The sequence below is a fragment of the Kitasatospora sp. NPDC001132 genome (assembly GCF_053598415.1).
Window position 1 is genome coordinate 32,308 of record NZ_JBSFKF010000038.1, and the last position, 25,480, is coordinate 57,787.

The 25,480-nt window shown below is 74.4% G+C and carries 23 protein-coding genes; 9 read left to right on the forward strand and 14 right to left on the reverse strand.

The window, feature by feature from the left end; translation table 11 throughout:
• Positions 1–15: 15 nt before the first annotated feature.
• From ACWDBE_RS33725 to pdxR, 4 genes are all read right to left on the reverse strand, one after another.
• Positions 16–357 (reverse strand): ArsR/SmtB family transcription factor, encoded by a 342-nt coding sequence (locus ACWDBE_RS33725; RefSeq protein ID WP_049656769.1) that lies wholly within the window; start codon positions 355–357, stop codon positions 16–18.
• Between the two features lie 237 nt (positions 358–594).
• Positions 595–1,056 carry a hypothetical protein gene (locus ACWDBE_RS33730; RefSeq protein ID WP_449809800.1) on the reverse strand — a complete coding sequence of 154 codons (462 nt, stop codon included), beginning with the start codon at positions 1,054–1,056 and terminating at the stop codon, positions 595–597.
• Positions 1,057–1,342: 286 nt separating this feature from the next.
• Positions 1,343–2,365, reverse strand: coding sequence for a glycoside hydrolase family 3 N-terminal domain-containing protein (locus ACWDBE_RS33735; RefSeq protein WP_449809801.1), 1,023 nt, complete (start codon positions 2,363–2,365; stop codon positions 1,343–1,345).
• 385 nt (positions 2,366–2,750) lie between these two features.
• Positions 2,751–4,253: a MocR-like pyridoxine biosynthesis transcription factor PdxR gene (pdxR, locus tag ACWDBE_RS33740; protein WP_449792768.1), complete on the reverse strand. Its 1,503-nt coding sequence runs from the start codon at positions 4,251–4,253 to the stop codon at positions 2,751–2,753.
• A gap of 29 nt (positions 4,254–4,282) precedes the next feature.
• Here pdxR and ACWDBE_RS33745 point away from each other — a divergent pair, with 29 nt between their 5' ends.
• On the forward strand, positions 4,283–5,137 hold the full coding sequence (locus tag ACWDBE_RS33745; protein WP_449809802.1) for a methyltransferase domain-containing protein: 855 nt from the start codon (positions 4,283–4,285) through the stop codon (positions 5,135–5,137).
• A gap of 36 nt (positions 5,138–5,173) precedes the next feature.
• Here the strand turns inward: ACWDBE_RS33745 and ACWDBE_RS33750 are convergent, their stop codons facing one another.
• Positions 5,174–5,671, reverse strand: a complete 498-nt coding sequence (locus tag ACWDBE_RS33750; protein ID WP_449792770.1) for a MarR family winged helix-turn-helix transcriptional regulator — start codon at positions 5,669–5,671, stop codon at positions 5,174–5,176.
• A gap of 109 nt (positions 5,672–5,780) precedes the next feature.
• On the opposite strand from ACWDBE_RS33750, the gene ACWDBE_RS33755 reads away from it, so the two are divergent.
• The 3 genes from ACWDBE_RS33755 (at position 5,781) to ACWDBE_RS33765 (ending at position 9,098) form a co-directional block, all read left to right on the forward strand.
• The gene (locus tag ACWDBE_RS33755) at positions 5,781–6,704 is read left to right on the forward strand and encodes an EamA family transporter (protein ID WP_449792771.1); all 924 of its coding nucleotides are present in this window, start codon (positions 5,781–5,783) and stop codon (positions 6,702–6,704) included.
• Between the two features lie 45 nt (positions 6,705–6,749).
• A complete protein-coding gene (locus tag ACWDBE_RS33760) occupies positions 6,750–7,382 on the forward strand; it encodes an NAD(P)-dependent oxidoreductase (RefSeq protein ID WP_449809803.1) in 633 nt (210 codons plus the stop codon).
• A 111-nt stretch (positions 7,383–7,493) separates the two neighbouring features.
• Positions 7,494–9,098 carry an alpha/beta hydrolase gene (locus ACWDBE_RS33765; RefSeq protein ID WP_449809804.1) on the forward strand — a complete coding sequence of 535 codons (1,605 nt, stop codon included), beginning with the start codon at positions 7,494–7,496 and terminating at the stop codon, positions 9,096–9,098.
• A gap of 8 nt (positions 9,099–9,106) precedes the next feature.
• Here the strand turns inward: ACWDBE_RS33765 and ACWDBE_RS33770 are convergent, their stop codons facing one another.
• Both ACWDBE_RS33770 and ACWDBE_RS33775 read right to left on the reverse strand, forming a co-directional pair.
• Positions 9,107–9,391, reverse strand: a complete 285-nt coding sequence (locus ACWDBE_RS33770) for a hypothetical protein (protein WP_449809805.1) — start codon at positions 9,389–9,391, stop codon at positions 9,107–9,109.
• A 41-nt stretch (positions 9,392–9,432) separates the two neighbouring features.
• Positions 9,433–9,816 carry a hypothetical protein gene (locus ACWDBE_RS33775; protein ID WP_392877886.1) on the reverse strand — a complete coding sequence of 128 codons (384 nt, stop codon included), beginning with the start codon at positions 9,814–9,816 and terminating at the stop codon, positions 9,433–9,435.
• A gap of 564 nt (positions 9,817–10,380) precedes the next feature.
• On the opposite strand from ACWDBE_RS33775, the gene ACWDBE_RS33780 reads away from it, so the two are divergent.
• A complete protein-coding gene (locus ACWDBE_RS33780) occupies positions 10,381–11,745 on the forward strand; it encodes a lytic murein transglycosylase (RefSeq protein ID WP_449809806.1) in 1,365 nt (454 codons plus the stop codon).
• A gap of 46 nt (positions 11,746–11,791) precedes the next feature.
• Here ACWDBE_RS33780 and ACWDBE_RS33785 read toward each other — a convergent pair whose 3' ends face one another.
• On the reverse strand, positions 11,792–12,301 hold the full coding sequence (locus ACWDBE_RS33785) for a GbsR/MarR family transcriptional regulator (RefSeq protein WP_449793308.1): 510 nt from the start codon (positions 12,299–12,301) through the stop codon (positions 11,792–11,794).
• A 96-nt stretch (positions 12,302–12,397) separates the two neighbouring features.
• On the opposite strand from ACWDBE_RS33785, the gene ACWDBE_RS33790 reads away from it, so the two are divergent.
• Together ACWDBE_RS33790 and ACWDBE_RS33795 are read left to right on the forward strand one after the other, a co-directional pair.
• On the forward strand, positions 12,398–13,318 hold the full coding sequence (locus ACWDBE_RS33790; protein WP_449809807.1) for an ABC transporter ATP-binding protein: 921 nt from the start codon (positions 12,398–12,400) through the stop codon (positions 13,316–13,318).
• Positions 13,315–14,970, forward strand: a complete 1,656-nt coding sequence (locus tag ACWDBE_RS33795) for an ABC transporter permease (protein WP_449793310.1) — start codon at positions 13,315–13,317, stop codon at positions 14,968–14,970. Before ACWDBE_RS33790 ends, ACWDBE_RS33795 begins: the two co-directional genes overlap by 4 nt.
• A gap of 28 nt (positions 14,971–14,998) precedes the next feature.
• On the opposite strand, the gene ACWDBE_RS33800 is transcribed toward ACWDBE_RS33795, so the two are convergent.
• Positions 14,999–15,586 (reverse strand): TerD family protein, encoded by a 588-nt coding sequence (locus ACWDBE_RS33800; protein WP_449793311.1) that lies wholly within the window; start codon positions 15,584–15,586, stop codon positions 14,999–15,001.
• A 365-nt stretch (positions 15,587–15,951) separates the two neighbouring features.
• Here ACWDBE_RS33800 and ACWDBE_RS33805 point away from each other — a divergent pair, with 365 nt between their 5' ends.
• Positions 15,952–18,204 (forward strand): hypothetical protein, encoded by a 2,253-nt coding sequence (locus ACWDBE_RS33805; protein ID WP_449809808.1) that lies wholly within the window; start codon positions 15,952–15,954, stop codon positions 18,202–18,204.
• Here the strand turns inward: ACWDBE_RS33805 and ACWDBE_RS33810 are convergent.
• Positions 18,191–19,285: a TolB family protein gene (locus ACWDBE_RS33810; RefSeq protein WP_449809809.1), complete on the reverse strand. Its 1,095-nt coding sequence runs from the start codon at positions 19,283–19,285 to the stop codon at positions 18,191–18,193. The genes ACWDBE_RS33805 and ACWDBE_RS33810 overlap by 14 nt on opposite strands.
• Before the next feature lie 112 nt (positions 19,286–19,397).
• Positions 19,398–20,063 carry a class I SAM-dependent methyltransferase gene (locus ACWDBE_RS33815; RefSeq protein WP_449793314.1) on the reverse strand — a complete coding sequence of 222 codons (666 nt, stop codon included), beginning with the start codon at positions 20,061–20,063 and terminating at the stop codon, positions 19,398–19,400.
• Positions 20,064–20,350: 287 nt separating this feature from the next.
• Between ACWDBE_RS33815 and ACWDBE_RS33820 the strand changes: the two genes are divergently transcribed.
• Complete coding sequence (locus tag ACWDBE_RS33820; RefSeq protein WP_449809810.1) at positions 20,351–22,693, forward strand: glycosyl hydrolase family 18 protein; 2,343 nt, start codon at positions 20,351–20,353, stop codon at positions 22,691–22,693.
• 102 nt (positions 22,694–22,795) lie between these two features.
• Here the strand turns inward: ACWDBE_RS33820 and yidD are convergent, their stop codons facing one another.
• The 3 genes from yidD to ACWDBE_RS33835 form a co-directional block, all read right to left on the reverse strand.
• Positions 22,796–23,368, reverse strand: coding sequence for a membrane protein insertion efficiency factor YidD (gene yidD, locus ACWDBE_RS33825; RefSeq protein ID WP_449809811.1), 573 nt, complete (start codon positions 23,366–23,368; stop codon positions 22,796–22,798).
• A gap of 128 nt (positions 23,369–23,496) precedes the next feature.
• Entirely contained in the window at positions 23,497–24,267 is a 771-nt protein-coding gene (locus tag ACWDBE_RS33830) for a bestrophin-like domain (protein WP_449793317.1), read from the reverse strand.
• A 118-nt stretch (positions 24,268–24,385) separates the two neighbouring features.
• A complete protein-coding gene (locus ACWDBE_RS33835; RefSeq protein ID WP_449809812.1) occupies positions 24,386–25,477 on the reverse strand; it encodes a hypothetical protein in 1,092 nt (363 codons plus the stop codon).
• Between the last annotated feature and the right edge of the window lie 3 nt (positions 25,478–25,480).

Here is a 25,480-nt window from a genome sequence, read left to right on the forward strand (position 1 = left end):
CGGACCGGGCTCGGCTCAGCGGGGCCGACCGCCGGGGGCGCGCAGCTCGGTGAGCAGCGCGCCCTGGTCGGTGATCAGCTCGGTCAGGATCCGCCGGGCCGCGCGCAGCAGCTCGGCGACGTCCGGGGTGCTGAGCGCGTAGACCACGGTGTTGCCCTCGCGGGTCGCCGTGACCAGCTGGGTGCGGCGCAGGACCGCGAGCTGCTGGGAGAGGTTGGAGGGCTCGACCTCGATCTCCGCCAGCAGCTCGCGCACCGGCCTGGGGCCGTCCTGGAGCAGCTCCAGGACCCGGATCCGCACGGGGTGGCCGAGGGTGCGGAAGAACTCCGCCTTGGCCTGGTACAGCGGTACCGGCATCGTCCGCGCACTCCCTCTGGTCCGGCTCGGTGGTCGTCCGGCCGGGCGGGATCGGAGCCGCGGCCGGTAGGCATCATCGCGACAGATGAAGATTTCTTCAAGTCGTCACAGTGCGTCGACCGCCCGACGGGCCCGGGCCGCGGGATCGACCACCGGGCCCCGACCGGGTCAGGGAAGCCGAAAGCCGAGCCCGGGATGCTGCCAACTCCCGGGCTCGGCAGTCACGATGACGAATCGTCAGCAGACCACGGGCACATCGGCGGTGGCCGGCACCTGACCGCTCCAGAACCCCTCGACGTCGAAGGACACGTGCACGGTGGACCCACACGCCACGGTGGCCGCGATGCCGTCCACCCGCACGGTGCTCACCTGGAAGACGGTGCGGCCGCTCACCGCGCCGAGCGAGGTGCCGCCGACCACGTCGGCCGACAGGTGGGTCACCAGCTCCTTCGGCGCCGGCGGCCACGGGGTGCCCGGGGACGGCGGGCCGGCCAGGCCGATCTTGCCGTAGATCGCGACGCTGTCACCGGTCACGTCGGCGCAGGCGTAGGTGGCCAGACCGGCCTGGAGGCTGTAGTTCCCGCAGGTGGTGACGGTGGTGGTGGCCGGGGTCGGAGCCGCGGCGAAGGCGGGGACGGGGGCCGAGAGCAGGGCGACGGCGCCGGCGGCACCGGCGGCGATCCGGGCGATCCGGTTCATGGGTTCCTCCTTGAGGGGAACGAGGGCGGACTGGGACAGGTGACGTGGTACATATGACATTTCATAGGTCCACGACAGGAACTTTGCCATGTGATTCATAAGCCCAGAGCTCGATTTACCCTTTGAACCGAATGCTCGGCCAAAATCAGACCTTCGATGGCTCAAACGCCCTTGAGCGGTAGAACTTCCGCACACGCCTGGGCGACGCCCGCCTTGAGCCCAGGTGAACCGCATGCGAACCGCCGCCGCGCGACCGCCCTCGCCCCGCTTGCCGGCGCCCGCGCGCTCAGCCCAGGGAGGCGCGCAGGGCGTCGACGCGGGACACGGCGTCGGTGAAGGCGTGCCGGTCGAGGCGGCCGTCGTCCAGGGCGGCGGCCAGCGCCTCGGCGGCGTCCTCGGCCTGCCGGGGGTCGCGGGCGGAGCAGAGCAGCAGGTCCATCCCGGCCTCGGCGGCGGCCAGCGCGCGGTCGCCGGTGCCGCCGTACGGGGCGAGCGCCTGGGCCTCCATCGCGTCGGTGACGGTCACGCCGCCGAAGCCCAGCCGGCCGCGCAGCTCGCCCTGGATGATCCTTGGCGAGAACCCGGCCGGGTGGTCCGGGTCCAGCGCCGGGTAGACCGCCCAGGAGGCCATCACCAGCCGCACGCCCGCCGCGATGGCCGCCCGGTACGGGGCCTCGCCGCGGGAGCGGAGCTGGGACAGCGGCACGTTCAGGGTGACCGGGCGCTCGTCGGTGTTCTCGCCCCGGGGCGCCGCACCGAGGCCGGGGAAGTGCTTGGCGGTCGCGGCCACGCCGAGGCCCTGCTGGGCGGCGAGGAAGGCGCTGCCCAGTTCCGCCACCTTGGCGGGGTCCTGGCCGTAGGAGCGCTCGAAGTGGTCGATGAAGTTGTCCGGCGTGTCGTAGGCGTCGAGCACCGGGGCGAGGTTGAGGTTCAGCCCGGCGTCGGCGAGGGTCCGGGCGGCACCGGCCCCGGTCTCCGCCGCCGCGGCGAGCGGGTTCGCCGCCGACCCGACACGCCGGGCCGAGAGTTCGGGCTCGCCGGGCAGCCGGCGGACCTTGCCGCCCTCCTGGTCGGTCATCAGCAGCAGGGTGCGCGGATGCGGCGCCTCGGCCGCGGCCTGCTTCAACTCGGCGACGGCCTCGGTGAGTTGCTCGGGACTGGTGACGTTCTCGCCGAACAGGATCACCCCGGCGGCCCGGCCCTCCCGGATCACCTGGAGCACCCCGGGCGGCGGCGTCGGGCCGGGGTACGACAGCACGATCCGCCGCCCGGCGAGCACCCGGGAGTCCTCCTGCCCGTGGCCGGCCATCGCCGCGCCCCTCTCGTTCGAAGCGCTCGAAGCAGTCGATACGGTCGAAGCGCCCGGGCGCTCCGGGCCGCCCGGCCGGGCGGACGATCCGAGCGGCACCGGCCCGAGCGCGGCTCCCAGCACCGCCAGCACGACGCCGAACTGGGCAACACTTCGGAACGGGACCATCACGCCTCCCGGGCCAGTATTTGACTACAGCATGTCAACTTACCCCGGGGCACGGCCCGGCATTCCCTCTGCGCAGCTGTATCCGATATTCCGACTTATAAGCCACCAACGCCGCGCCCTACGCCGAACGGGGGCCCAAGAGCCTCCGGAGGCCGTGAACCGAGCCCCCCACCGGGCCCGCCGCGGCGTCCCCACCGCGCCGGAGCCGACGCCGAGGTCAGGACGACCGCCGGACCAGCCGCCCCAGGACGGCCACGCCCTCGGTGATCTCCGCCGTCGAGCCCGCCGCGTAGCCGAGGACCAGGCCGGGCGGGTACGGGAGCCGGGCGTGCCAGGACAGCGGCTGCACCTTGACCCCCTCGGCCAGCGCGGCGGCGGCCCACTCGGTGTCGGTGCGACCGGGCTCCTCCGGGAGCGTCAGCATCAGGTGGAGGCCCGCCGCCGCGCCGTGCACGGTCGCTCCCGGCAGGTGGGTGCGGATGGCGGCGATCATGGCGTCCCGGAGTCGCCGGTGACGGCGGCGCAGCAGCCGCAGGTGGCGGTCGAGCTCACCGGACTCCATCAGCCGGGCGAGCACCAGCTGGGGCAGCACCGGGTTGCCGAGGTCGGCGAAGCGCTTGGCGTCCAGGACGGCGTCCCGCAGCCGGGCCGGGACCAGCAGCCAGCCGGTGCGCAGCGCGGGGGCGAGCAGCTTGGAGACGCTGCCCGCGTAGCAGACCTGCTCCGGCAGCGCGGCCCGCAGCGCCGGGACGGGCGGACGGTCGTAGCGGTGCTCGGCGTCGTAGTCGTCCTCGATGACCAGGCCGCCCTCGGCGGCCCAGCGCAGCAGTGCGCGCCGCCGGTCACCGCCGAGGACGACGCCGGTCGGGTACTGGTGCGCGGGGGTGAGCAGGACGGCCGGGGCGCCGGTGGCGCGCAGCGCGTCGACCCGGATGCCCTCGGCGTCGACCGGGACGGGCGGGGTGGCGGCGAGCCAGTGGGCGAGGTGCTGCCGGGCGCCGAGCGAGCCCGGGTCCTCGACCGCGACCTCGCCGATGCCCACGCGGCCGAGGGCGCGGCCGAGCAGGGCGAGGGCCTGGGCCGTGCCGGCGACGATCAGCACCTCGTCCGGGTCGGCGCGGATGCCGCGGTTGCGGGCCAGCCAGTGGGCGACGGCCCGGCGCAGGGCGGGGGTGCCGCGGACGTCGCCGTAGCCGAGGTCGGCCGCAGCGAGGCCGTCGAGGACGGCGCGTTCGGCGCGCATCCAGGCGGTGCGGGGGAAGGCCGCGAGGTCGGGCACGCCGGGGGTGAGATCGATCCGGGCGGGCGCGGCGCGCAGTCGGTCGAAGACCTCGGGGGCGGGGTCGTCCGGGAACAGCGCGGGCGCCGGACGGGGCCGGTCCGCCCCGGGTTCCTCCCCCCGTACGACGGAGGAGGTGGCGGCGACGGCCGCGACCACGACCGTGCCGCCGCGCCCGCGGCCGGCCACCCGCCCCTCCTCGGCGAGGCGCTGGTAGGCGTCCGTCACCACCCCGCGGGAGACGCCGAGTTCGGCCGCCAGCACCCGGCTGGCGGGCAGCCGGCTGCCCGCCGGGAGCCGCCCGTCGGCGACGGCCTCGCGCAGCCGACGGGCGAGCCAGTCGGTGAGGCCGCCGGGCGGGGCGTCGGCGGTGTCGAGCTGGAGGAAGTCGGCGCCGGCCTCTTTGGACCGGTCGGATGCCTCGGCTTTGGACCTGTTCACCGGACCATAGTGGCGGCGAGGGTGGGGCCATGACCACGGAAACGTCCACACCCGCGGCTGCCGCGGCGCCGGAGCACCCAGGTGACTACGTCCACGGCTACTCGCGGACCGAGGCGCGGCGCCTCGGCGACCAGGCCGACACCCTCGCCGAACTGCTGCACGCGGGCACGGCCTACCCGGCGGGCAGCCGGGTGCTGGAGGCGGGCTGCGGGGTGGGCGCGCAGACCGTGCACCTGCTGGCCGCCAGCCCGGGCGTACGGCTGACGGCGGCGGACCTCTCGGCGGACTCCCTGGCCCTGGCCCGCGCCCGGGTGGCCGCCCAGGCGCCCGCCGCGGACGTCGTCTGGCACCACGGCGACCTGCACCGGCTGCCGTTCCCGGACGGCTCCTTCGACCACGTCTTCCTGTGCTTCGTGCTGGAGCACCTGCCCGACCCGGCGGCCGGGCTGGCGGCGCTGCACCGGGTGCTGCGGCCGGGCGGGACGATCACGGTGATCGAGGGCGACCACGGCTCGGCGCTGTTCCACCCGGAGAGCCCGGCGGCCCGCCGCACCGTCGACCACCTGGTGCGGTTGCAGGCCCGGGCTGGCGGCGACGGCCTGCTGGGCCGCCGCCTCCATCCGCTGCTGACGGCGGCCGGCTTCGCCCGGGTGTCGGTCCGCCCGCGCACGGTCTACGCCGACGACTCCCGTCCGGCCCTGGTGGAGGGCTTCACCCGGCGGACCTTCGTCGCGATGGTCGAGGCCGTACGGGCGGAGGCGCTGGCCGCCGGCCTGACCACCCCGGAGGACTTCGACCGGGGGGTCACGGAGCTGCGCCGCGCCGCCGAGCCGGGCGGGACGTTCCACTACGCCTTCTTCAAGGCGGTGGCGGTCAGGCCGTAGCCGCCCGGCACGGGCACCGGCACCGGGCGCGGGCTACTACTCCGGGCTGTCCCCGAGGTCCGCCAGCAGGGCGCGCATCGCCTCGACGAGCGCCGTCCGCTGCGCCTCGTCGAGGCCCGCCAGCATGCGGTACTCGGTGGCGAGGTGGTCGGGCAGCGCGCGGTCGATCAGGGCGTGGCCGTCGGCGGTGAGGGCCACCTCGCGGCTGCGGCCGTCCTGGTCGCTGCGGGTGCGGGTGACCAGACCGCGGGCCTCCAGCCGGTCCAGGCGCTGGGTGATGGCGCCCGAGGTGACCATCGCGGACTGCATCAGGCCGGTGGGGGTGAGGCGGTAGGGCGGTCCGCTGCGCTTGAGGGTGGCGAGGACGTCGAAGGACGCGGCGTCCAGCCCGTGCTCGGCGAAGGTGCGGTTGAGCGCCGCGTCCACCAGCCGGTAGAGGCGTTTGAGTCGGCCGAACACCTCCATCGGGGAGACGTCCAGGTCGGGGCGCTCGGCGCCCCACTGCGCGACGACGCGGTCCACATGATCTGCCACGGGTTCAGGGTAGGCGATCCCGAAAGAATTCCTTAGCGGTGAGATAACCGTGAGCCACATCACTCTCCCGGCATGGTGAGATGCCTTAGCGCTGAGATACATTGCCTTAGTGCTAAGAAATCGCCTCGCCCTCGTCCTGCTGACGGCCCTCGCCCCGGCGGTCTGGGGCACCACCTACCTGGTCACCACCGAACTCCTGCCGCCCGGCCGCCCGCTGCTCGCCGCCGTCATCCGCTGCCTGCCCGCCGGGATCCTCCTGATAGCCCTCACCCGCCGCCTGCCGCAGGGCAGTTGGTGGTGGCGCTCACTGCTCCTCGGCGCCCTGAACATCGGGGTGTTCCAGGCGCTGCTCTTCATCGCCGCCTACCGCCTGCCCGGCGGCATCGCGGCCACCGTCGGCGCCGTCCAGCCGCTGGTCACCGCCGGGCTCTCGGCCCTGCTCCTCGGCGACCGGCTCACCCCGCGCACCGTGCTGTCCGGCATCGCGGGCGTCGCGGGCGTCAGCCTGCTGGTGCTGCGGGCCAACGCCGCGCTGGACGCGGTCGGGGTGCTCGCCGCGCTCGGCGGCGCCGTGGTGATGGCCGCCGGCATCGTCCTCGCCAAGCGGTGGGTCTCCCCCGCGCCGATGCTCGCCACCACCGGCTGGCAGCTCACCGCCGGCGGGCTGCTGCTGGTGCCGGTGACGCTGCTCGCCGAGGGCGCGCCGCCGTCCCACTACAGCCTCGCCAACGTGCTCGGCTACACCTACCTGTGCCTGATCGGCGCGGCCGTCACCTACGCGCTCTGGTTCCGGGGGCTCCGCGCGCTGCCGCCGACCTCGGTCTCCTTCCTCTCGCTGCTCAGCCCCGTCGTCGCCACCCTGCTCGGCTGGCTGGCGCTCGGCCAGGACCTCAGCCCGCTCCAGGCGCTCGGCGCGCTGGTCGTGCTCGGCGCGCTGGTCGCCGCCCAGACCCAACGGCCGCGCACCGCGGCCAAGACGGCGGTCGACGCCGAGCCGGCGGCCGCCCCGCGGCCCGCCCGCGAGAACGCCTGACCCCGCCCCACCACCACCGTTCCCCACCACTCCAGGGAGTTCCCCATGCGCATCACCGTGTTCGGCGCCACCGGCAACGTCGGCAGCCGGGTCGTGGCCGAGGCCCTGGCCCGCGGCCACCGGGTCACCGCCGTCGTACGGGACCCGGCGAAGCCGCACGACCTGCCGTCCGCCGCCGCCCTGGCCGTCGGCGACGCCCGCGCCCCCGAGGACGTCGCCCGGATCGCGGCCGGGCAGGACGTGGTGATCACCGCCACCCGTCCGCTGCCCGGCAGCGAGCACGAACTGGCCGTCGCCACCAGGGGCCTGCTGGCCGGGATCGCCGGCACCGGCGTGCGGCTGCTGGCCGTCGGCGGCGCGGGCAGCCTGCTCGTCCCGGGCGGCGGCGGGACCGCCCTGGTCGACAGCCCCGACGAGATCCGGCCGATCGCCCTGGCCTGCGGCGAGCAGCTCGACCTCTACCGCGCCGCCGACCCGGAGGTCGACTGGACGTACCTGAGCCCGGCCGCGGTGCTCGAGCCCGGTGTGCGCACCGGCCGGTTCCGGATCGGCCGCGACGAACTGCTGGTCGACTCCGCGGGCGACTCGGCGATCTCCATGGAGGACCTCGCCGTCGCGCTCCTCGACGAGGCCGAGCGGCCCGCCCACCGCCGCGCCCGCTTCACCGCCGCCTACTGAGCACCCTCGACCCGCACCCCGCCCCGCCCCGGCGGGGTGTACCCAGCACCACCCCGAAGACGGCAGCGGGCGTGATGGATCATCAGGCCGGGCCCGGACAGGATCGTTCCCGTGACCAAGACCGCAACGCGCCGGACCGCAACCCGTCAGACCCCAGCCCGGCAGACCGGCAGACCGGCACCCCGCGCCCGGCGCGCCCGCCGCACCACCCTGGCCCTCACCGTCGCCGCCGTCCTGGCCGGCCTGGCCTCACCCGCCACCGCGGGCGCGGCCACCGGCCGCGACCCGGGCGACGCCGACCGGGCACCCACCCGCTACACCCACCAGACCCTCGACTGGAAGCCCTGCGCCGGGCAGCCCACGCTGGACTGCGCCACCATGGCCGCCCCGCGCGACTGGCACCACCCCGGCGCCGGGGCCGACCTGACCATCGCCGTCTCGCGGCACCGCGCCACCGACCCGGCCAAGCGCAAGGGCACCCTGCTGATGGCGGCCGGCGGCCCCGGCGGCACCGGCCTGGCGCGCCCGGCCCACCTGGCCGCCGGCGCCCCGGCGGTCGCCGCCGCGTACGACATCGTCGGCTTCGACCAGCGCGGCGTCGGCGAGAGCACCAGGGCGGTCTGCCAGACCCAGGAGGAGTTCCAGGAGTTCCTGGCCGGCGACTACCGCGACCAGTCCCCCGCGGCGATCGACCGGGTCATCGCCAACTCCAGGAATCTGGCGGCCAGTTGTCAGGAGCGCAGCGGAGACCTCCTGCCCTACCTGACCACCGAGCAGACCGCCCACGACATCGACCTGTTCCGCGGCCTGCTCGGCGAGCGCAAGCTCAGCTACTACGGCCCGTCCTACGCCTCGATGATCGGCGCCTACTACGGGACGCTCTTCCCGCACCGGGTCGAGCGGATGGTGCTGGACAGCAACATCGGCTTCGACGGCACCTGGGAGACGTTCGAGCTGGGCCAGCCGATGAGCTTCCAGCGCCGCTTCGACGAGGACTTCACGCCCTGGCTCGCGGCCCGGGACGCCACCTACCACTGGGGCTCCACACCGGAGCAGGTGCGGGCGCACTGGGAGCAGCGGCGCGCGGCGCTGCACGACTCCCCCATCGTCGAGGGGGCGCTGACGATCGGCCCGAACCAGCTGGACAGCCTCGCCATGTCGGCGATCTACCGGGCGTCCGACTTCCCCGCCCTGGCCCGGCTGCTGGCCACCCTCGACACCTGGCAGGACGCCGACCCCGCCACCCGGGCGGCCGCCGCGAAGGCCTACAACAGCTACCTCAGCCCGGAGTTCGCGGCCGAGTACTTCGCGGTGACCTGCAACGACACCCCGTGGACCAGGGACCTGGGCACCTGGATCCGGCGCGGCGCGGAGAACACCGCCCGCTGGCCGCTGGCCGGCGCCCGGACGCTCGCCTTCAGCGCGGTCTGCGCCGCCTGGCCGGCCGCCCCCGCGCCCGAGGTCAAGGTGACCGGTGCCCATCTGCCGACCACGCTGATGCTCAACTCGGTGCACGATCCGGCGACCTACTACGAGGCGGCGCTCGGCGCCCACCGCGCGCTGCGCGGCTCCAGGCTGGTCACCGTCACCGGGAACGGCGACCACGGCCAGTACCCCACGTCCAACGCCTGCGTCAGCGGGGTGGTCGAGCGCTACCTGCTGGACGACACCGCACCCGAGCGCGACCTCACCTGCCCGTCCCCGCAGGCCGGTTGACGGGCCGCTCAGCTCTCGGGCCGGGCCCTCAGCCTGGCCCGGAGCCAGGCGAAGCCGACGGCCAGCCCGGCGAACCCTCCGACGGCGAGCTTGATCCCGGCCTTGGCGACGATCCAGCCGATCCACGGGACGGTCCACCCCAGCCAGTGGAAGACGGCCAGCAGCACCGCGGCGCCGGACAGCACCGCGAGCACCGTGACCGCGACGGCGGCGGCCCGCGACAACTCCCGCGGGCCGTCGGCCCGTTCCCCCGCGACCGCGCCGTCCTGACCGGTGGTCGGTCCGTTCACCATGTCGTTCGTGCCCCCTCGGTCATGGAGGTGATGATACGGCGTCAGCGGCAGGCGTGATGGGTGTCGCCGACGTACTCGCCGGTCTCGCCGTCGGGAAAGCTGACGGCCATGGTGACGCGGTACTCGTGGACGTCCTCCCGGTGCCCCGGTACCCGGGCCCACGCCATCGAGTGCACCTCGGCCTCGGGGGCCTGGCGGCACCAAGCGGCGGCCTCTTCGAGGGCCCGGGCGGCCGACCGCCCGGTGCACACCACGGCGGTGTACGCGGCGACCGCGACGTCCGCGCCGGAGCGGCCGGTGCGCGACACCGCCCGGACGGCCGCGGCGGCCTGGGTCAGGTCACGGGCCAGGTCGTCGACCACCCGAGGGGGAGCCGGCAGGACCACCGCCCCCTCGGCGAGGGTCTCCGGCAGGTTCGCGCTCACGGTCTGGACCTCCATCCGCATCATCACGCGGCACAGCATGCCGGGCGGTGATTCCTGGCATGCCCACTTTCACCAGAACGTCACCCGTCCAGGGCCGAGTCCGGGCCGTTCCCTGGCGTCCCGGCGCCCGTCCTGGTAAGGCGGGCCGAGCCCGCTCCCCGACGTTCCGGCAGGTCAGCAGGGGGCGACCACCGGCGGCTCCGGGGAGCCCGAAACACCGCGCACGCACCACCCCCGTGCTCCGAACCGCCGGTCCGGCGCCGGTTGGCGCCCGTCCCACCACAGTTGGCCGCCAGTCAACTTTCGTCCTCGTCGGGGGAGTTGCCGCCGGGCGGCGCCGACGAGGCGGCAGGTCGCGGACCTCCCGGAACGGGCCGCACCCCGACTGAAGTGCCGAGTCAACCCCTCGGAGGGCTCCTGTCCGTCTCCCGGTCACCCTGTCCCTGTCAGATCGTCGTGATACTAATCGTCCCGGCGGCGGATCCAGTCCTCGACTGGACGGGCACGATGACGACGGCTCAACCGTTCCGGGAAGGTCCGGACGGCGACGGGGAGGGGCAGCGGATGACGGTGCGGATCGGCAAGGCCACGGGCGGGCGCAAGCTGCGGATCGGCAAGCGGGTCACGGGGACGGCTGCGGCCTTCGCCGCGCTGGCCGCGCTGACCGGCTCTCAGGTGACGGGCATCGGGCTCGCCCCGGTCGCGGTCGCCGACGCCGGCCCGGCGAACGACACCGCGAGCCAGGGCGCCGGCCGCCTGCTGCCCGGCGGCGGCCCCTCGACGGACGCTCCCGGCACCTTCGGCACCGGCGCGCCGGCCGACGGCGGCGGCACCGTCCAGCTCCCGCAGCCGCCCGGCGCGCTGCCAGGCCTTCCCTCGGCCGGCCCGTTCGCGGCCACCGGAGCGTCCCTGCCCGCCACCGTCTTCGCCGCCTACCGCCAGGCCGAGGCCTCGCTGGCGCAGCGCTCGCCGGGCTGCCACCTGCCCTGGCAGCTGCTCGCCGCGATCGGCCAGGTGGAGTCCGGCCAGGCCAACGGCGGTCAGGTGGACGCCGCGGGCACGACCCTGACGCCGATCCTCGGCCCGGCGCTGGACGGCAACGGCTTCGCCGCGATAGCCGACACCGACGGTGGCCGCTACGACGGCGACGCCCGCTGGGACCGCGCCGTCGGGCCGATGCAGTTCATCCCGTCCACCTGGGCCTCCTGGGGCGTGGACGCCAACGGTGACGGCAAGGCCGACCCGAACAACGTCTTCGACGCCACCGAGACCGCCGGCCGCTACCTGTGCGCCGGTGGCCGCGACCTCGCCGACCCGGCGCAGCTCGACCGGGCGGTGCTCAGCTACAACAACTCCGGCGAGTACCTGCGGACGGTCCGCAACTGGATGGCGCACTTCGGCAGCGGCACGGTGGCCACCGTCCCGAACCGGCCGGGGCCGCTGGTCCCGCCCACCGCTCCGCCCGCGCCGGGCCTCCCGACGCTCCCGGCCGACGGTTCGGGCCCGGGCGCCGGCGGCACGCCCACCACGGATCCGCAGCCGCCCGCTCCGGTCACGCCCACCCCGGACCAGTCGCCGAGCGCCCAGCCGACGCCGGGCCCGGGCACCACCACACCCACGCCCGGCGGGTCGACCTCGCCGTCCGCGACGCCGACGACCACCCCGGGCGGCGGCAGCTCCCCGACGGGCACACCGACCGGCACGCCGGCCGGCACGCCCACCGCCTGCCCGGACCCGACGGCCACGCCCAGCGGCACGCCCACCCCGACGGGCTCTCCGTCCCCGACCGCCACGCCCACCGGCACCCCGACGGCGACGCCGCTGCCGGGCTGCCCCACCCCCACCCCCACCGCGACGGACACCCCGAGCGCGGCGCCCGGCACCACCCCCAGCGCCGCCTTCTCACCGTCGGCCGCCCCGACGAAGTGACCGGGCGGGGGCGCGGGTTCCTCCCGGGGAACCCGCGCCCCCTCGCTCACAGCCCCTGGGCCGCGCGGTGCTCGCGCCAGCGGCCCAGCATCCCGTGCAACTCGTCGATCATGAACTCGAAGAACGCGGCGCTCTCCGCCAGCCGCTCTCCCGCCGCGGTGTCGGCGCCGACGGTGGCCTCGCCGTCGCGCAGCACCCGGATCCAGCGCAGCAGGTTCTCGTCGCGCCGGGTCAGCGACTCGAACCAGACGTCGTCGAGCACCCGGTAGCGGTCCCGCCGGGAGCCGGGCTCACGCTCCTTGGCGACCAGGCCGATCTGGGTCAGGTAGCGCATCGCGCCGGAGACGGCGGCCGGGCTGATCCGCAGCCGTTCGGAGAGCTCGGCGGAGGTGAGCACCCCGCTCTCCTCCGCCATCAGGCAGGAGAAGACCCGGGAGGGCATCCGGCCCATGCCCGCGACGACCAGCTCCGCCGCGAAGCGCTCGACGAAGTCGGACACCGCCGTGTCCTCGTGCTCCTCCTCCGGCTTCCCCGGCCCCTTGGTTCCCTGTACCACCCCTGCGCCCCTTTCCGGTGATCACTCGTCCCCGATGTCGACTTTAACGACTTCCCAATATTCACGTTTTTCTGAAACTACGGTAGCTTCAGAAGTATGACCAAGGCCATCACCCTGTCCGGCCTGCGCAAGACCTTCGGCCGGACCACCGCGCTGGACGGCCTCGACCTGACCGTCGAGACCGGCGAGGTCCACGGCTTCCTCGGCCCCAACGGATCCGGGAAGTCCACGACCATCCGCGTCCTGCTCGGCCTGCTGCGCGCCGACGGCGGCAGCGCCCGGATGCTCGGCAGGGACCCGTGGCACGACGCCGTCGAACTGCACCGCCGCCTCGCCTACGTGCCCGGCGACGTCGAGCTCTGGCCCAACCTCACCGGCGGCGAAGCCATCGACCTGCTCTCCCGGCTGCGCGGCCGGCTCGACCGCCGCCGCCGCGACGAGCTGGTCGAGCGCTTCGACCTCGACCCGACCAAGAAGGGCCGCAGCTACTCCAAGGGCAACCGGCAGAAGGTCGCCATCGTCGCCGCGCTCGCCTCCGACGCCGAGCTGCTGCTGCTCGACGAGCCGACCTCCGGCCTGGACCCGCTGATGGAGGTGGTCTTCCAGGACGTCGTGCGCCAGGCCAAGCACGAGGGCCGCACCGTCCTGCTCTCCAGCCACATCCTGGACGAGGTGGAGAAGCTGGGCGACCGGGTCAGCATCATCCGGCACGGCCGGGTCGTGCAGAGCGGCACCCTCGACGAACTGCGCCATCTCACCCGCACCACCGTCGAAGCCCGCACCCTGCGCCCGGTCGCCGGACTGGACGCGCTGACCGGCGTGCACGGCCTGCGCACCGAGGGCGACCTGGTCCGGTTCGCCGTGGACAGCAGCGAACTCGACACCGCTGTAAGGCTCCTGAGCGCGGCCGGGCTGCGCGGCCTGGTCAGCCACCCGCCCACCCTGGAGGAGTTGATGCTGCGCCACTACGGCGACGAGCTGGCCGCCAACGGGCACCACACCGAGGCCCTGCGATGACCGCCACCACCGCCGGACCGGCCACCGGCCGCACCGCCGCACCCCGCCACCCGGCCGGCACCACCCTGGCCGGGACCGCCACGCTGCTCCGCTTCGCCCTGCGCCGCGACCGGTTCCGGCTGTCAGCCTGGGTCCTCGGCCTCTGGCTGGTCACCCTGGCCACCGCCGACAGCGTCCGCTCCGTCTACCCGACCGCCGCCGACCGCGCCGCCATCGCGCACGGCTCGGACAACCCGGCGCTGCTCGCCATGAGCGGCCCGGCTCGCTACCTGGCCGACTACACCTGGGGCGCCATGCTCGGCCACCGGATGCTCGGCCTGCTGGCCGTCCTGGCCGGCCTGCTGAGCGTCCTGACCGTCACCCGGCACAGCCGCGCCGAGGAGGAGAGCGGCCGCGCCGAACTGCTCCGCTCCGCCGCCGTCGGCCGGCACGCCCCGCTCGCCGCCGCCCTGGCCACCGCCGCCGTCGCCGACCTCGCACTCGGCCTGCTGCTCGCGGCCGGCCTGCCCGCGCTGGGCATCCCCGGCCTCACCGCCGCCGGATCGGCGCTGTACGGCGCCGCGACCGCCCTCGCCGGGCTGCTGTTCGCCGCGGTGGCCGCCGTCACCGTCCAGCTCAGCGCGCACGCCCGGACCGCCTCCGGGCTGGCCCTCACCGTGCTCGGCGCCGCCTACGCGCTGCGCGCCGCCGGGGACGCCGGCTCGGGCGCGCTCTCCTGGGCCTCCCCGATCGGCTGGCTGCAGCGCAGCTACCCCTTCGTGGACGACCGCTGGTGGCCGCTGCTGCCCGCACTCGCCCTGACCGCCGCGACCACCGCCGCCGGGTTCGCGCTCAGCAGCCGGCGGGACCACGGTGCCGGCCTGCGCGCCGCCCGTCCCGGCCCGGCCACCGGCAGCCCGGCCCTGGGCACCCCGCTCGGCCTCGCGCTGCGCCTGCACCGCGGCCTGCTCGGCGGCTTCGCGGCCGCCCTGCTGCTGGTCGGCGCGATGTACGGCTCGCTGCTCGGCGACGCCGACTCGATGCTCAAGGGCGTCGACCGGATCCGGGAGGCGCTGGACCGGCTCGGCGGGCACACCCTCGCCGACTCCTACGCCGCGCTGACCATGCTGGTCGTCGCGGTGGTCGCGGGCGTCCACGCGGTGCTGGCCACGCTGCGCCCGCGCGCCGAGGAGAGCGCAGGACGGGCGGTGCCGGTGCTGGTCACCGGCGTCTCCCGGTCGGCCTGGCTGGGCGGGCACCTGGCGGCGGCCCTGCTGGGCTCCACCGCCGTGCTGCTCGCGGCGGGCGTGGGCTTCGGCCTGGCCGGGGCGCTGTCCAGCGGCGACGGGGGCGCGTTCCTGCGGCTGACCGGCGCGGCACTGGCCTTCGCGCCCGCCCAGTGGGTGACGGTGGGTTTCGCCGCCGCGGTCTACGGCTGGCTGCCCCGGGCCGCGCCGCTGGCCTGGCTGGTGCCCGCGTACGCGTTCGTGATCGGCTACCTGGGCCCGCTGCTCGACCTCCCCGAGGGCCTGGAACGGCTCTCCCCGTACGGGCAGGTGCCCCGGCTCCCGGCGACCGCGATGGACTGGACGCCGCTCGCCGTGCTCACCCTGGTCGCGGCCGCCCTGATCGCCCTGGCCCTGGTCGGTTTCCGGCGCCGAGACATCGACTGACGCCCGGCGCCGGGCCCCGCCACGGGGCTCAGAGGTACTTGACCAGCTCCGGCATCAGGTCCTGGAAGGTCCGCCCGCCGGCCGGCTGGCCGATCGCGGTCATCTGCCAACCGGTCGCCGTGCGCTGCACCTTCGCCATGATCTGGGCGGTGTACGGGCCGCCGCCGGTGAGCGTGTAGCGCGCCAGCTCGACGCCGGTGGTCTCGTCCACGAGCCGGCAGAAGGCCGCCTCGACCTCCTGGAAGGTCTGCCCGGTGAAGGAGTTCACGGTGAAGACGATCTGGTCGACCTCGGCGGCGACGGCGGTCAGGTCGACCGTGATCGACTCGTCGTCGGTCGCGTCGCCCGCGCCGCCGACCAGGTTGTCCCCGCTGTGCCGGACCGAGCCGTCGTTGCTGTTGAGGTGCTGGAAGAACACCACGTCCACCGGCCGCCCCTGGGCGAACAGCACCGCCGAGGCGTCCAGGTCGATCTCCCGGCCGGCGGCGAGCAGCTTGGCGAGGAAGCCCTTGCGCTCCGCCGCCTTCCAGCCCAGGCCCATCCGGACCAGGCTCAGTTGCCCGCCGCCCGGCTTCTCCAGGCTGATCTTCTGCCCCTTGGCCAGCGAAACGCTCATCGCGTCCTCCTCGTTCTGCCACCGCCCGTGCCGCGAATCTACAGCACTGTAGAGAATTTATGATCATCGACGGTGTCCTGGGAGCACCCCTACCCCGTACTCCCCCGGGCCTCACCCCCGCCTCTTCCTGGCCTCGCCCCGGAACCCCAGGACCCCAGGACCCCCGACGACGGTCCGCACACTGAGGGAACCGGGGGTCCGACGTCTGGCGTAGCCGTCGACCGTGACCGGACGGCCGGGGCGGCGCGCGGTCTAGGGTCGGCCCCGGGACGGCACGCCCGTCCCCACGCACCGATCGCAGTGCTCACGACCGTTCCCGGGCCGGGGCCGACCCGCGCCGGCCCGCTCACGCCGGGGGGACCACCATGCCCGAGCAGCACGAAGGAACCGAACGGCACGAAGGAACCGCACAGCACCCGGCACCGGGACGCCCTGGAGGCTCCCGCCTCGGCCGCCGCCGGCTGCTCCGGGCCGGCCTCGGCGCGGGCGGCGCGCTCGCCACCGCCCGGCTGCTGCCCGGCGGCGCGGCCTGGGCCGCCGCGGCGCCGGACACCGACCACGGCACCACGCAGTACGACGGCCTCTGGCCGCAGACAGGGCGGGCCGGCCTGCGCACCGACACCGCCGCCGCACAGGTGTGGCCGGACTGGGCCCGCTACGCCCGCATCGCCGACGGCACCTTCAACGAGCCCGCCGACATGCAGAGCTACGTGGACGCCCTCAAGGCACAGGAGGTCAGCGTCATCGAGCTGGACACCCTGCTCTCCGACTGGCTCACCGACGCCCAGTTCGCCGCCCACATGGCCGAGGTGAAGATGTTCACCGACCTCGCCCACGCCGCCGGCCTCAAGGTCGTCATGTACTACCCGTCGCTGGAGCTGATCTCCCCCGGCGGGGAGAAGGGCCGCTCCTTCTACAAGAACGACCAGGGCAAGAACTGGGTCCAGCGCGACCTCGCCGGCAAGCCCAACGTGTTCTACGGCAGCGTGGTGGTCTGGGTCGACCCGGGCGACGAGAGCGTCTGGCTCAGCCCCAACTCCCCCTGGCGGGACTACTACCTCAACCGGATCAAGGGCGTGGCCGCGACCGGCGTGGACGGCATCTGGCCGGACGTCCCGATCTACTTCGACGGCGTGCTCTCCTGGTGCGACGCCTCCACCTGGGGCGCGGCCGCGTTCAAGGCCGACACCGGCCTCGACCTGCCCAAGGCACAGAACTTCGCCGACCCGGTCTTCCGCCGCTACGTCGAGTGGCGCCACCGCAACCTGCTCCGGTTCCAGCTGGACATCGCCGAGGCGGGCCGCTCGGTCAACCCCGACCTGGTCACCTTCGTCGAGACCGTGTCGATGGACTACCGCTACGCCACCTCGATCGGCCTGGACGGCGGCTACCTGCGCCAGGCCCCGGGCGCCGTCAGCCAGGTCTGGGAGGTGGACATCCTCGGCAACTACGACGGCATGCGGCACGCCACCGCCTCCGACTGGGTCTGCCTGATCTCCATGTACAAGTACGCCCGCGCCGCCAGCGGCACCAAGCCCGCCTGGGCGTTCTCCTACGGCTGGCAGGCCGACGACGCCTCGCTGGTGATGTCCCAGCTGATCGCGGCCGGGTGCAACCCGTACGAGGTGAAGACCCCGTTCAAGAACGACACCGTGGACGGCGCGATGCGCACCCGGATGTACCGCTTCGTGCGCACCAACCAGGCGAAACTCTACAACCCGGTCTCGATCGCGCAGGTCGGCGTCTACCACTCGGCCCCGTCGCGGGACTACGTGGCCCCGGGCGAGGGCAACGGGATGTACGTCAACGCCACGGCCCCGGCCGGGATCGCCGACTGGTGGGGCGGCGACGACCCGCAGATGAGCTGCGCCTCGCTGCCTTGGCTCGGCGAGTTCCGGGGTACCGTCAAGGCGCTGGTCTACGCCCACGTCCCGTTCGACACGGTGCCCAGCCCCGGCCTGACCGCCGACGACCTGGCCCGGTTCAAGGTACTGCTGCTGCCCAACCTCCAGGCGGTCTCGGACACCGAGGCGGCGCTGCTGCGCGGCTTCGTCTCGGCCGGCGGGACGATCGTCATCACCGGCCCGGCACCCACCGCGCTGGACGAACTGGGCGGTCTGCGCAGCGAGTTCGCGCTCTCCGACGTGCTCGGCCTGCGCAGGGCCGACCCGCTGCCCGCCACCAGGCAGAACTCCTACGGCAGCGGCAGCTGCTGGTACGTCAAGGCGCTGCCCGGGCTGAGCTACCTGACCAAGACCGACCAGGCCTCGGCGGACCAACTGCTCACCGCGGTACGGCAGTCCGCCCCGCCGGCGGTCACCCTGGCCGGGGACCGCCGGATCTTCCTGGACGCCCGGCGGCTCGGCGCCGACACCGTCGTCCACCTGGTGAACTTCAGCAACTTCGCCGACACCCCGGCGGCGTTCCGCAGCGCTCCCGCCAACTGCACGCTCTCCTACGCCCTCCCGGCCGGGGCGATCGTCACCGCCGTCACGGTCGCCAGCCCGGACGGCACCGACCCGGCACCCAAGGCCGTCCCGTACACCGTCACCGGCTCGACGGTCAGCGTGCCGCTGACCGTCGCCCAGTACTCGGTGGTGACGATCACCGCGGACTAGCGGGCGCGGGGACGCGCCAGAGGGCGGCGGGGTTGGCCTCGCCGCCCGGAGCGGACTCGAAGGCGATCCACCGCCCGTCCGGGGACCAGCTGGGCGCGCCGTCGTAGGCGGTGTCGTCGTGGGTCACCCGGACGGGGGTCCCGCCCTCCGCGTCGACCACGAAGACCTGGGCGTTCGGCAGGTCCCCCAGGTTGGAGGAGAACACCAGGAAGCGGCCGTCCGGGGACCAGCTCGGGTCGGTGTGCTCGCCCGGGACGTCGGTGACCCGCCGCAGCCCGCCGCCGTCCGCGCCCACCGTCCACAGCGACCAGTCGTCGCGGCCCGCGCTCCGGCGCTGGAAGACGATCCGGTCGCCCTTCGGGGACCAGTTCGGCTGCCGGTTGTCGGTGCCGGTTCCCGGGCCGTCCACCAGCAGGACGGGCTCGCCGCCGCCTCGGCGGACCTTCCGGATCGAGTCCCGCCCGGCCGGGTCGCTCTGCCCGGCGGTGTGCTCCGGCTCCCGGCTCTGCTGGAAGACGATCCACTCGCCGTCCGGGGAGAAGCTCGGCTCGCTGTAGCCGCTGCCGTCGCTGTGCCTGGTCACCCGCTCGGGGGTGCCGCCCGGCCTCATCAGCCAGACCTCGTCGTGCTCCGACTCCCGGTCGGTGGCGAAGGCGAAGGCGTCGGCGGCGGCGTTCCAGCTGGTGCCGGGGAGGTTGACGGCCGCCTTGTCGGGGTCCTCCACCACCTTGCGCGGCGCGCCGCCGTCCAGCGGGAGGATGCCGAGGGCGGCGTCGCCCTTGTTGTAGCCCCCGCTGAACTCGGTGAGCAGCACCGAGCGGCCGTCCGGGGCGAAGGCCGGGTTCTGCGCACTGTGCCCGCCGCTGGGGCGGTAGAGCAGCCGGGCGCCGTCGGCGCGGCGCTCGGCGCCCGCCGACGGCGGGTCGGCCGGCGGCGCACCGCCCGACGGGGCTTCGGCCGACGGCGCGTCGACCGGCGAGCTGCCGGCCGGCGACGCACCGGTTCCTGAGTTCGAGCCACCGCATCCGGCCAGCAGCAGGGCGGCGGCCACGGCGGCCACCCCGAGCGCACGAGTCCTCATGCCCACAAGCTAGTTGACTCACGGTCAACTTCCGTACGTCGCCAGGCGGATCAGGCGCCGCCGGCCGGCAGGGGCCGGCGGACCTCGCCGCGGGCCCCGCCGGCCGGATGCGTCAGCCGGCGCTCCGCTCCAGCCGGACCAGCGCGTCCACCGCGACCCGGCCGCCACCGGCCGCCCCACCACCCCCGTCGGTCTCGCCGTCCTTGTGGCCCGGCTCCCCGCCGACCACACGGTGCACCCGCTCGGCCCGGACGGTGCGCAGCCCGTGGTCGGCGAGGTCTGCCAGGACGTCCTCCGGGGTGAACAGCACGGCCGGGTCCTGCGGCCCGCCGACGCCCTCGGTGAGATTGCTGAGGTCGTGCCCGAGGACCAGCAGGGTGCCGCCGGGAGCGAGCGCGTCGGCGGCGCGGCGCAGGGCGGCCCGGCGGTCCGCGGCGGGGAGCTGCAGGTAGGCGACCAGGACCAGGTCGTATCCCGCGGCGGGGGCTTCCAGGGCGCGGGCGTCGCCGTGGCGCCAGGTGAGCCGGTCGGCGACCTCGTCGGGCAGGTCGGCGGTGAGGCGTTCGGCGCGTTCCAGGGCGACGGCGGAGAAGTCCAGTCCGGTGACCTCCCAGCCCTGGGTGGCCAGCCAGATGGCGTTGCGGCCCTCACCGGCGGCCAGGTCGAGGGCGTGGCCGGGGGTCCGGCCGGTCAGTTCGCGGACCACCCACTGGTTGGGCGCGGCTCCCCACACCAGTTCGCTCGCGGCGTAGCGGTCGTCCCAGTCCTGGCTGTCCATCGCGCCTCCTCCGTTCGACGGGCCTGCTCGTACCGGCCAACCTACCGGGCCGCCGCCGAACCGGCCGGAAGCGGTCCAGCGGACGGACACCCTTGACGGCGAATATTGGTCCAGTCCAATCTGTTCAGTCGTGACGTACACGGGTCGGCCGCCCGTGGTGTCCGCGCACCGCCCGTCAGCACGCGTCACCCTGCCCGCGCGCCCCCACCGCGCCCGGGCCGGCTCCCCCCGGCCCACCCGGGCCACCGCACCGCCGGAAACCCCCACACATCCGGAGGACCCACCGCATGCACGACCGTGTCCTGCCCGCACAGCCCGCTCACCCCGCCGGGGAGCGCGCCGGCCGCCGGGCCGCCCACCGCAGAAGGGCCACCGCACTGGCCCTGGCCGCCACCCTGACCACCAGCGGCGCCGCCATCGCCCTGACCTTCGGCTCCGCCTCGGCGGCCCCGGTCAACCTGCTCGCCAACGGCGACTTCGAGGCCGGCACCCTGGCCGGCTGGACCTGCTCCAACGGGTCGGTCGTCACCACCCCGGTGCACGGTGGGACCCACGCGCTCAGCGGCGCCGCCTCGGTCGGCGACACCGCGCAGTGCCAGCAGACCGTCACCGTCCAGCCGAACACCACGTACACCCTGGCCGGCTGGGTCCAGGGCAGCTACGTCTACCTGGGCGCCACCGGAACCGGCGTCAACTCCTCGGTCTGGACACCCGGCGGGACCGGCTGGAACCAGCTGAGCACCACCTTCACCACCGGTGCCACCACGACCTCCGTGACGGTCTTCACCCACGGCTGGTACGGCACCGGCACGTACTACGCGGACGACCTCACGCTGACCGGCCCGGCCGGCCCCACCTCGACCGCCAGCCCGACGGCCACCGCGAGCCCCACGGCCACGGCCAGCCCGACGGCCACGGCGAGCCCCACCGCCACGGGCAGCCCCACCGCCACCGGAAGCCCGACGGGCACCCCCACGACCGCCACCCCGACCCCGACGGCCACCGCGAGCGGCCCGGCCGGGGACGGCAAGGTCACCACGCCGACCGGCTTCGCGGTCAGCAGGACGACGTCCAACGCGGTGGTGCTCACCTGGCAGCCGTCCACCCTCACCAGCGGTGACGGCGCGGTCGCGTACAAGGTGTGGTCCAACGGCCAGCTGGTCGCCACCTCGATGGGCACCTCCGTCACGGTCAGCTCGCTGCTGCCGGGCAGGAGCTACACCTTCAGCGTCCAGGGCTACTCCGGCAGCCACGCCTCCGCCCAGTCCGCGCCGGTGAGCACCACGACCGCGGCGGCCCCCGCCCAACAGCCGGTCCGATCAGCCTACTTCGACCAGTGGGGCGTCTACGAGAACGCGTACAACGCGAAGAACGTCGACACCAGCGGCGCGGCGGCCAAGCTCGACGTCATCCACTACGCGTTCGCCAACATCGACCCGACCAGGTTCACCTGCTTCCAGGCGGTGAAGGCCTCCGACTCGGCCAACGAGTCCAACCCGAACGCCGGTGACGGCGCGGGCGACGCCTACGCCGACTACCAGGCCGACTACGGCTCCGGCACCAGCGTGGACGGCACCGCCGACACCTGGGAGCAGCCGCTCAAGGGCAACTTCAACCAGCTGCGCCAGCTGAAGGCCAAGTACCCGAACCTGCGCTTCACCATCTCGATCGGCGGCTGGACGTACTCCAAGTACTTCTCCGACGCGGCGGCCACCGACTCCTCCCGCAAGGCCTTCGTCTCCTCGTGCGTCGACATGTTCCTCAAGGGGAACCTGCCGACCGGCGTGGCCGGTGACGCCTCCGGCGGCCAGGCCTCGGCGGCCGGCCTCTTCGACGGCATCGACCTCGACTGGGAGTACCCGGGCTCGGCCGGCGGCCACACCGGCAACCACTACTCCGCGGCCGACAAGCAGAACTTCACCCTGCTGCTCAAGGAGTTCCGCACCCAGCTGGACGCCCTCGGCACCGCCCAGGGCAAGCGGTACCTGCTGACCGCCGCGCTGCCCAGCGGCCAGGACAAGATCGCCCAGCTGGAGACCGACAAGATCGGCGCCTACCTGGACTACGCCGACGTGATGTCCTACGACATGCACGGCGCCTGGGACGCCACGGGCCCGACCAACCACCAGGACCCGCTGCACGACAGCCCGGCCGACCCGACCACGCCGATCACCCCGGGCACCCGCAAGTACAACGTGGACACCACGCTCGCCGCGTACACCACCGGCCTGCCCGAGTACGGCATCCCCGGCGGCTTCCCGGCGAACAAGATCGTGCTGGGCATCCCGTTCTACTGGCGCGGCTGGACCGGTGTCCCGGCCGGCTCCGACTACGGCCTGTACCAGAGCGCGACCGGCCCGACGGCGAAGAAGCCGCTGAGCCAGGAGGCCGGCCTGGCCGCCTGGAAGGAGCTCAACCCGACCGCGGCCCAGACCCACTGGGACCCGGTCACCGAGAGCAGCTGGGTCTACGACGGCACCAACTTCTGGACCGGTGACACCCCGCAGGCCGTCCAGGCGCGCGGGGCGTACGCCAAGAGCAAGGGCCTGGGCGGGCTGTTCGCCTTCTCCCTGGAGAACGACGACGCCGCCGGAACGATGCTCAACTCGATGGACAGCAGCCTGCGCTGACGATCCATCGGACCAGAGTGGTGGCCCGCACGGAACATCCGTGCGGGCCACCCGCGGCTCGTCCTGCCGTACCCGTCCCGCCCGGGGGCGGCCCGATCAGCTTCAGCGCGTCCGGCCACCGCCCGGCGGCACCGGGTCCGTCCCGCCCGCGCCCGGACGGCAGCGCAGCAACCGCCCGGCCGTCAGCCGGGCCCCGCGCACCGCACCGTGCCGGTGCAGCGCCTGTACCGCGTAGGTCGAGCAGGACGGCGTGTACGGGCAGCAGGCCGGACGGCGGGGGCTGACCTCGGTGCGGTAGTAGCGCACCGCGCCGTACAGCACTCCGGCCGCGAACCCGCGCGGGGCGGGGGCGGACGGGTCGGCCGTCCGGTGCCCGCGCCACCCGGTGAGGGCGAAGCGGACGCCGGAGACCATCATCACCGGGATCAGGACGATCAGGCAGGGATCGGCGATCTCGCAGCAGCCGTCGAAGCAGCAGTCCGCGCCCTCGTCCCGGAGGTGCTTGCGCCGCCGGGCCTTGGCGTGGTCCTCCTTGCGGTAGCGCTCCCGGTAGTCCTCCCAGGCCCGGCGCTGCTTCTTCCGCCGCCGCCGCTCCGAGGCGGGCAGCCACCACCAGGCACGCTCCGGGCGGGCCGGTGGGTAGTGGGCGCCGAGATCCGGCGTCGGGTCGGACACTGCTGAGGACCCCCTCGCTCTCTCCGTCGGGGGCCGACCCACGACGATCCGGGCAAGATTATCCGAAGATCATCCGCCCGGATCCCGCCCCTCGGTGCCTCGGCCCCCGTGACCCCCGTACCCCGCGCTCAGCCGCCGAGGTTGAGCTCGGGGAAGAGGTCCTCGAACGGCTGGGTGGTCACCGAGACGCTCCGGGAGAAGGGATTGTCGAAGTCCCAGATCATGAACAGCAGGAAGGCGATCAGCACGCTGAAACAGAGCGCCAGCGTCAACTCCCTGGGCGTGCGCCGGATCTGCAGCGCGAACAGCATGCCGATGGTCACCACCGCCCCGCCGATCAGGCCGAACCACACCACCCCGGGCATCGTCGGCCCGGCGTTCTGGCCACGCGAGTTGCGGGCCTCGGAGGCCTGACTGACCCGGTCCATGATCGGCTGGTAGCCCTGCGACTCCAGGTCGGAGGCGGGCGACCGGGTGGCGATGTCGTTCTGGAGCTTCTGGAGCAGTTGGTCGCCCTTCTCGGTGATCCCACCGGTCTCCTGCATGTAGGACCACTCGGTGTTCACCACGTACGAGACGTAGGCGTCCACGTCGGCCCGGACCTGGTCGCGGAACTCCGCCGGGTAGATCACCGCGCGGTCGCTCACCTCTCGCAGCGACTGCGCCTCGCGGAACAGGTCGTCCTGGGCGGCACCGCGCGCCTCCCAGACACCCGCGATGGCGAGACCGAGGACGATCGCGTAGACCACTCCGATCATCATCGTGATGTACTCGATGACGTCCGGGGTCTCGTCGGTGCTGTCCGCCGCGATCGGCCGACGCTGCCTGAGTACCACCACCGCCACCACGACGGCACAGGCCGACGCCAAGGCGATGACCACCGCCACCCACTCGGACATGGGAACTCCCTTCACTGGCTTGGCTTGTGACGGAACGGAAAGGTCAATGGGGCGCCACTGGCCGGGAAGCGTTGCCCACCGTCGGCCGGCAACCGCCCGGCGAGTCGCCAGGAGGAGGTCAGGACGGGCCCGAGCGGCCGCGCCCTCGGCCACCACCACGCCCAGGACGCAGGGCCACCGCCGCGAGCACCCCCGGGACCATGATCACCAGCAGCGTGGTGGTCATCGAGGTGCCCTGGTGCTGCTTGGCCATGGCCTTGGGCTGCGACCTGGGGACGTGGAACACCGGCTGCGCCGACGAAGTCGGCCACAGGGGGCTCGGACGCGCCGCGCTCGGCGAGGCCGCCGAGTCGGGGGCGGGCACGGTCGGCGCCGGGGCGGGCGGCACGGGGGCCGGGGCGGGCGCGGGCGGCACGGGCGACGGGCTGGGGGCCGGTGTCGGACTGGGGCTCGGGCTCGGCGATGGCGTGGTGCTGGGAGTCGGCGTGGGGGTGGCCGTCGGGGTCGGCGTAGCGGTGGGGGTCGGCGTAGCGGTGGGGGTGAACGTCGGCGTAGGCGTCGGCGTGGGAGTCGGGCTCGGGCTTGGACAGGGGTGCGGGTGGTGGTGATGGTGGTGCCAGTGGAGCCAGTGGTGGTCACCGTGCTCGTCGCCCTCGTGGTCGTCACCGTCGTGCCCCGGCCCGACCTGCCCGGATCCGCCCTGTCCCTCGGCCGGCCACCCGGTCTCGCTCGGCAGCTCCGCCGGGCGCGAGGGCGAGGAGAAGGGCGGCAAGGAGAAGGACGGCGAGGGGAGATGCGGCACCGAGAACGACGGCGCCGGAAAGTGCGGCCCGGTGGGCTTCGTCGTGGGCCTGGGCGAGTGGCAGGGGTGGTGCCCGTGCGGGGGCCAGTGCCCGTGGCGCCCCGGGCCGAGGCCCGGCGCGACACTGACCCCGACCTGGACGTCCACGTCCACGTCCACGCCGATGCTCACCTGACCGTCCGGCCCCACCGACGTCGACACGTCGGTCTCGTCGCACACGCAGACGTCCACCACCGGGCCGTGCGGGTACCCGCCGGAGTGGCCGGCGCCGGACGCGGTCGCACCGCCGACCAGCGCGCAGACCGCGACCACGCCGGCGGACGCGCCGAGCAGCCGTACCCGTCGCCCGCGGGCCGCGCCCCCACGGCCACCGGGCGATATCCGGCGGATCTGCCGACGCACGGGCATGGG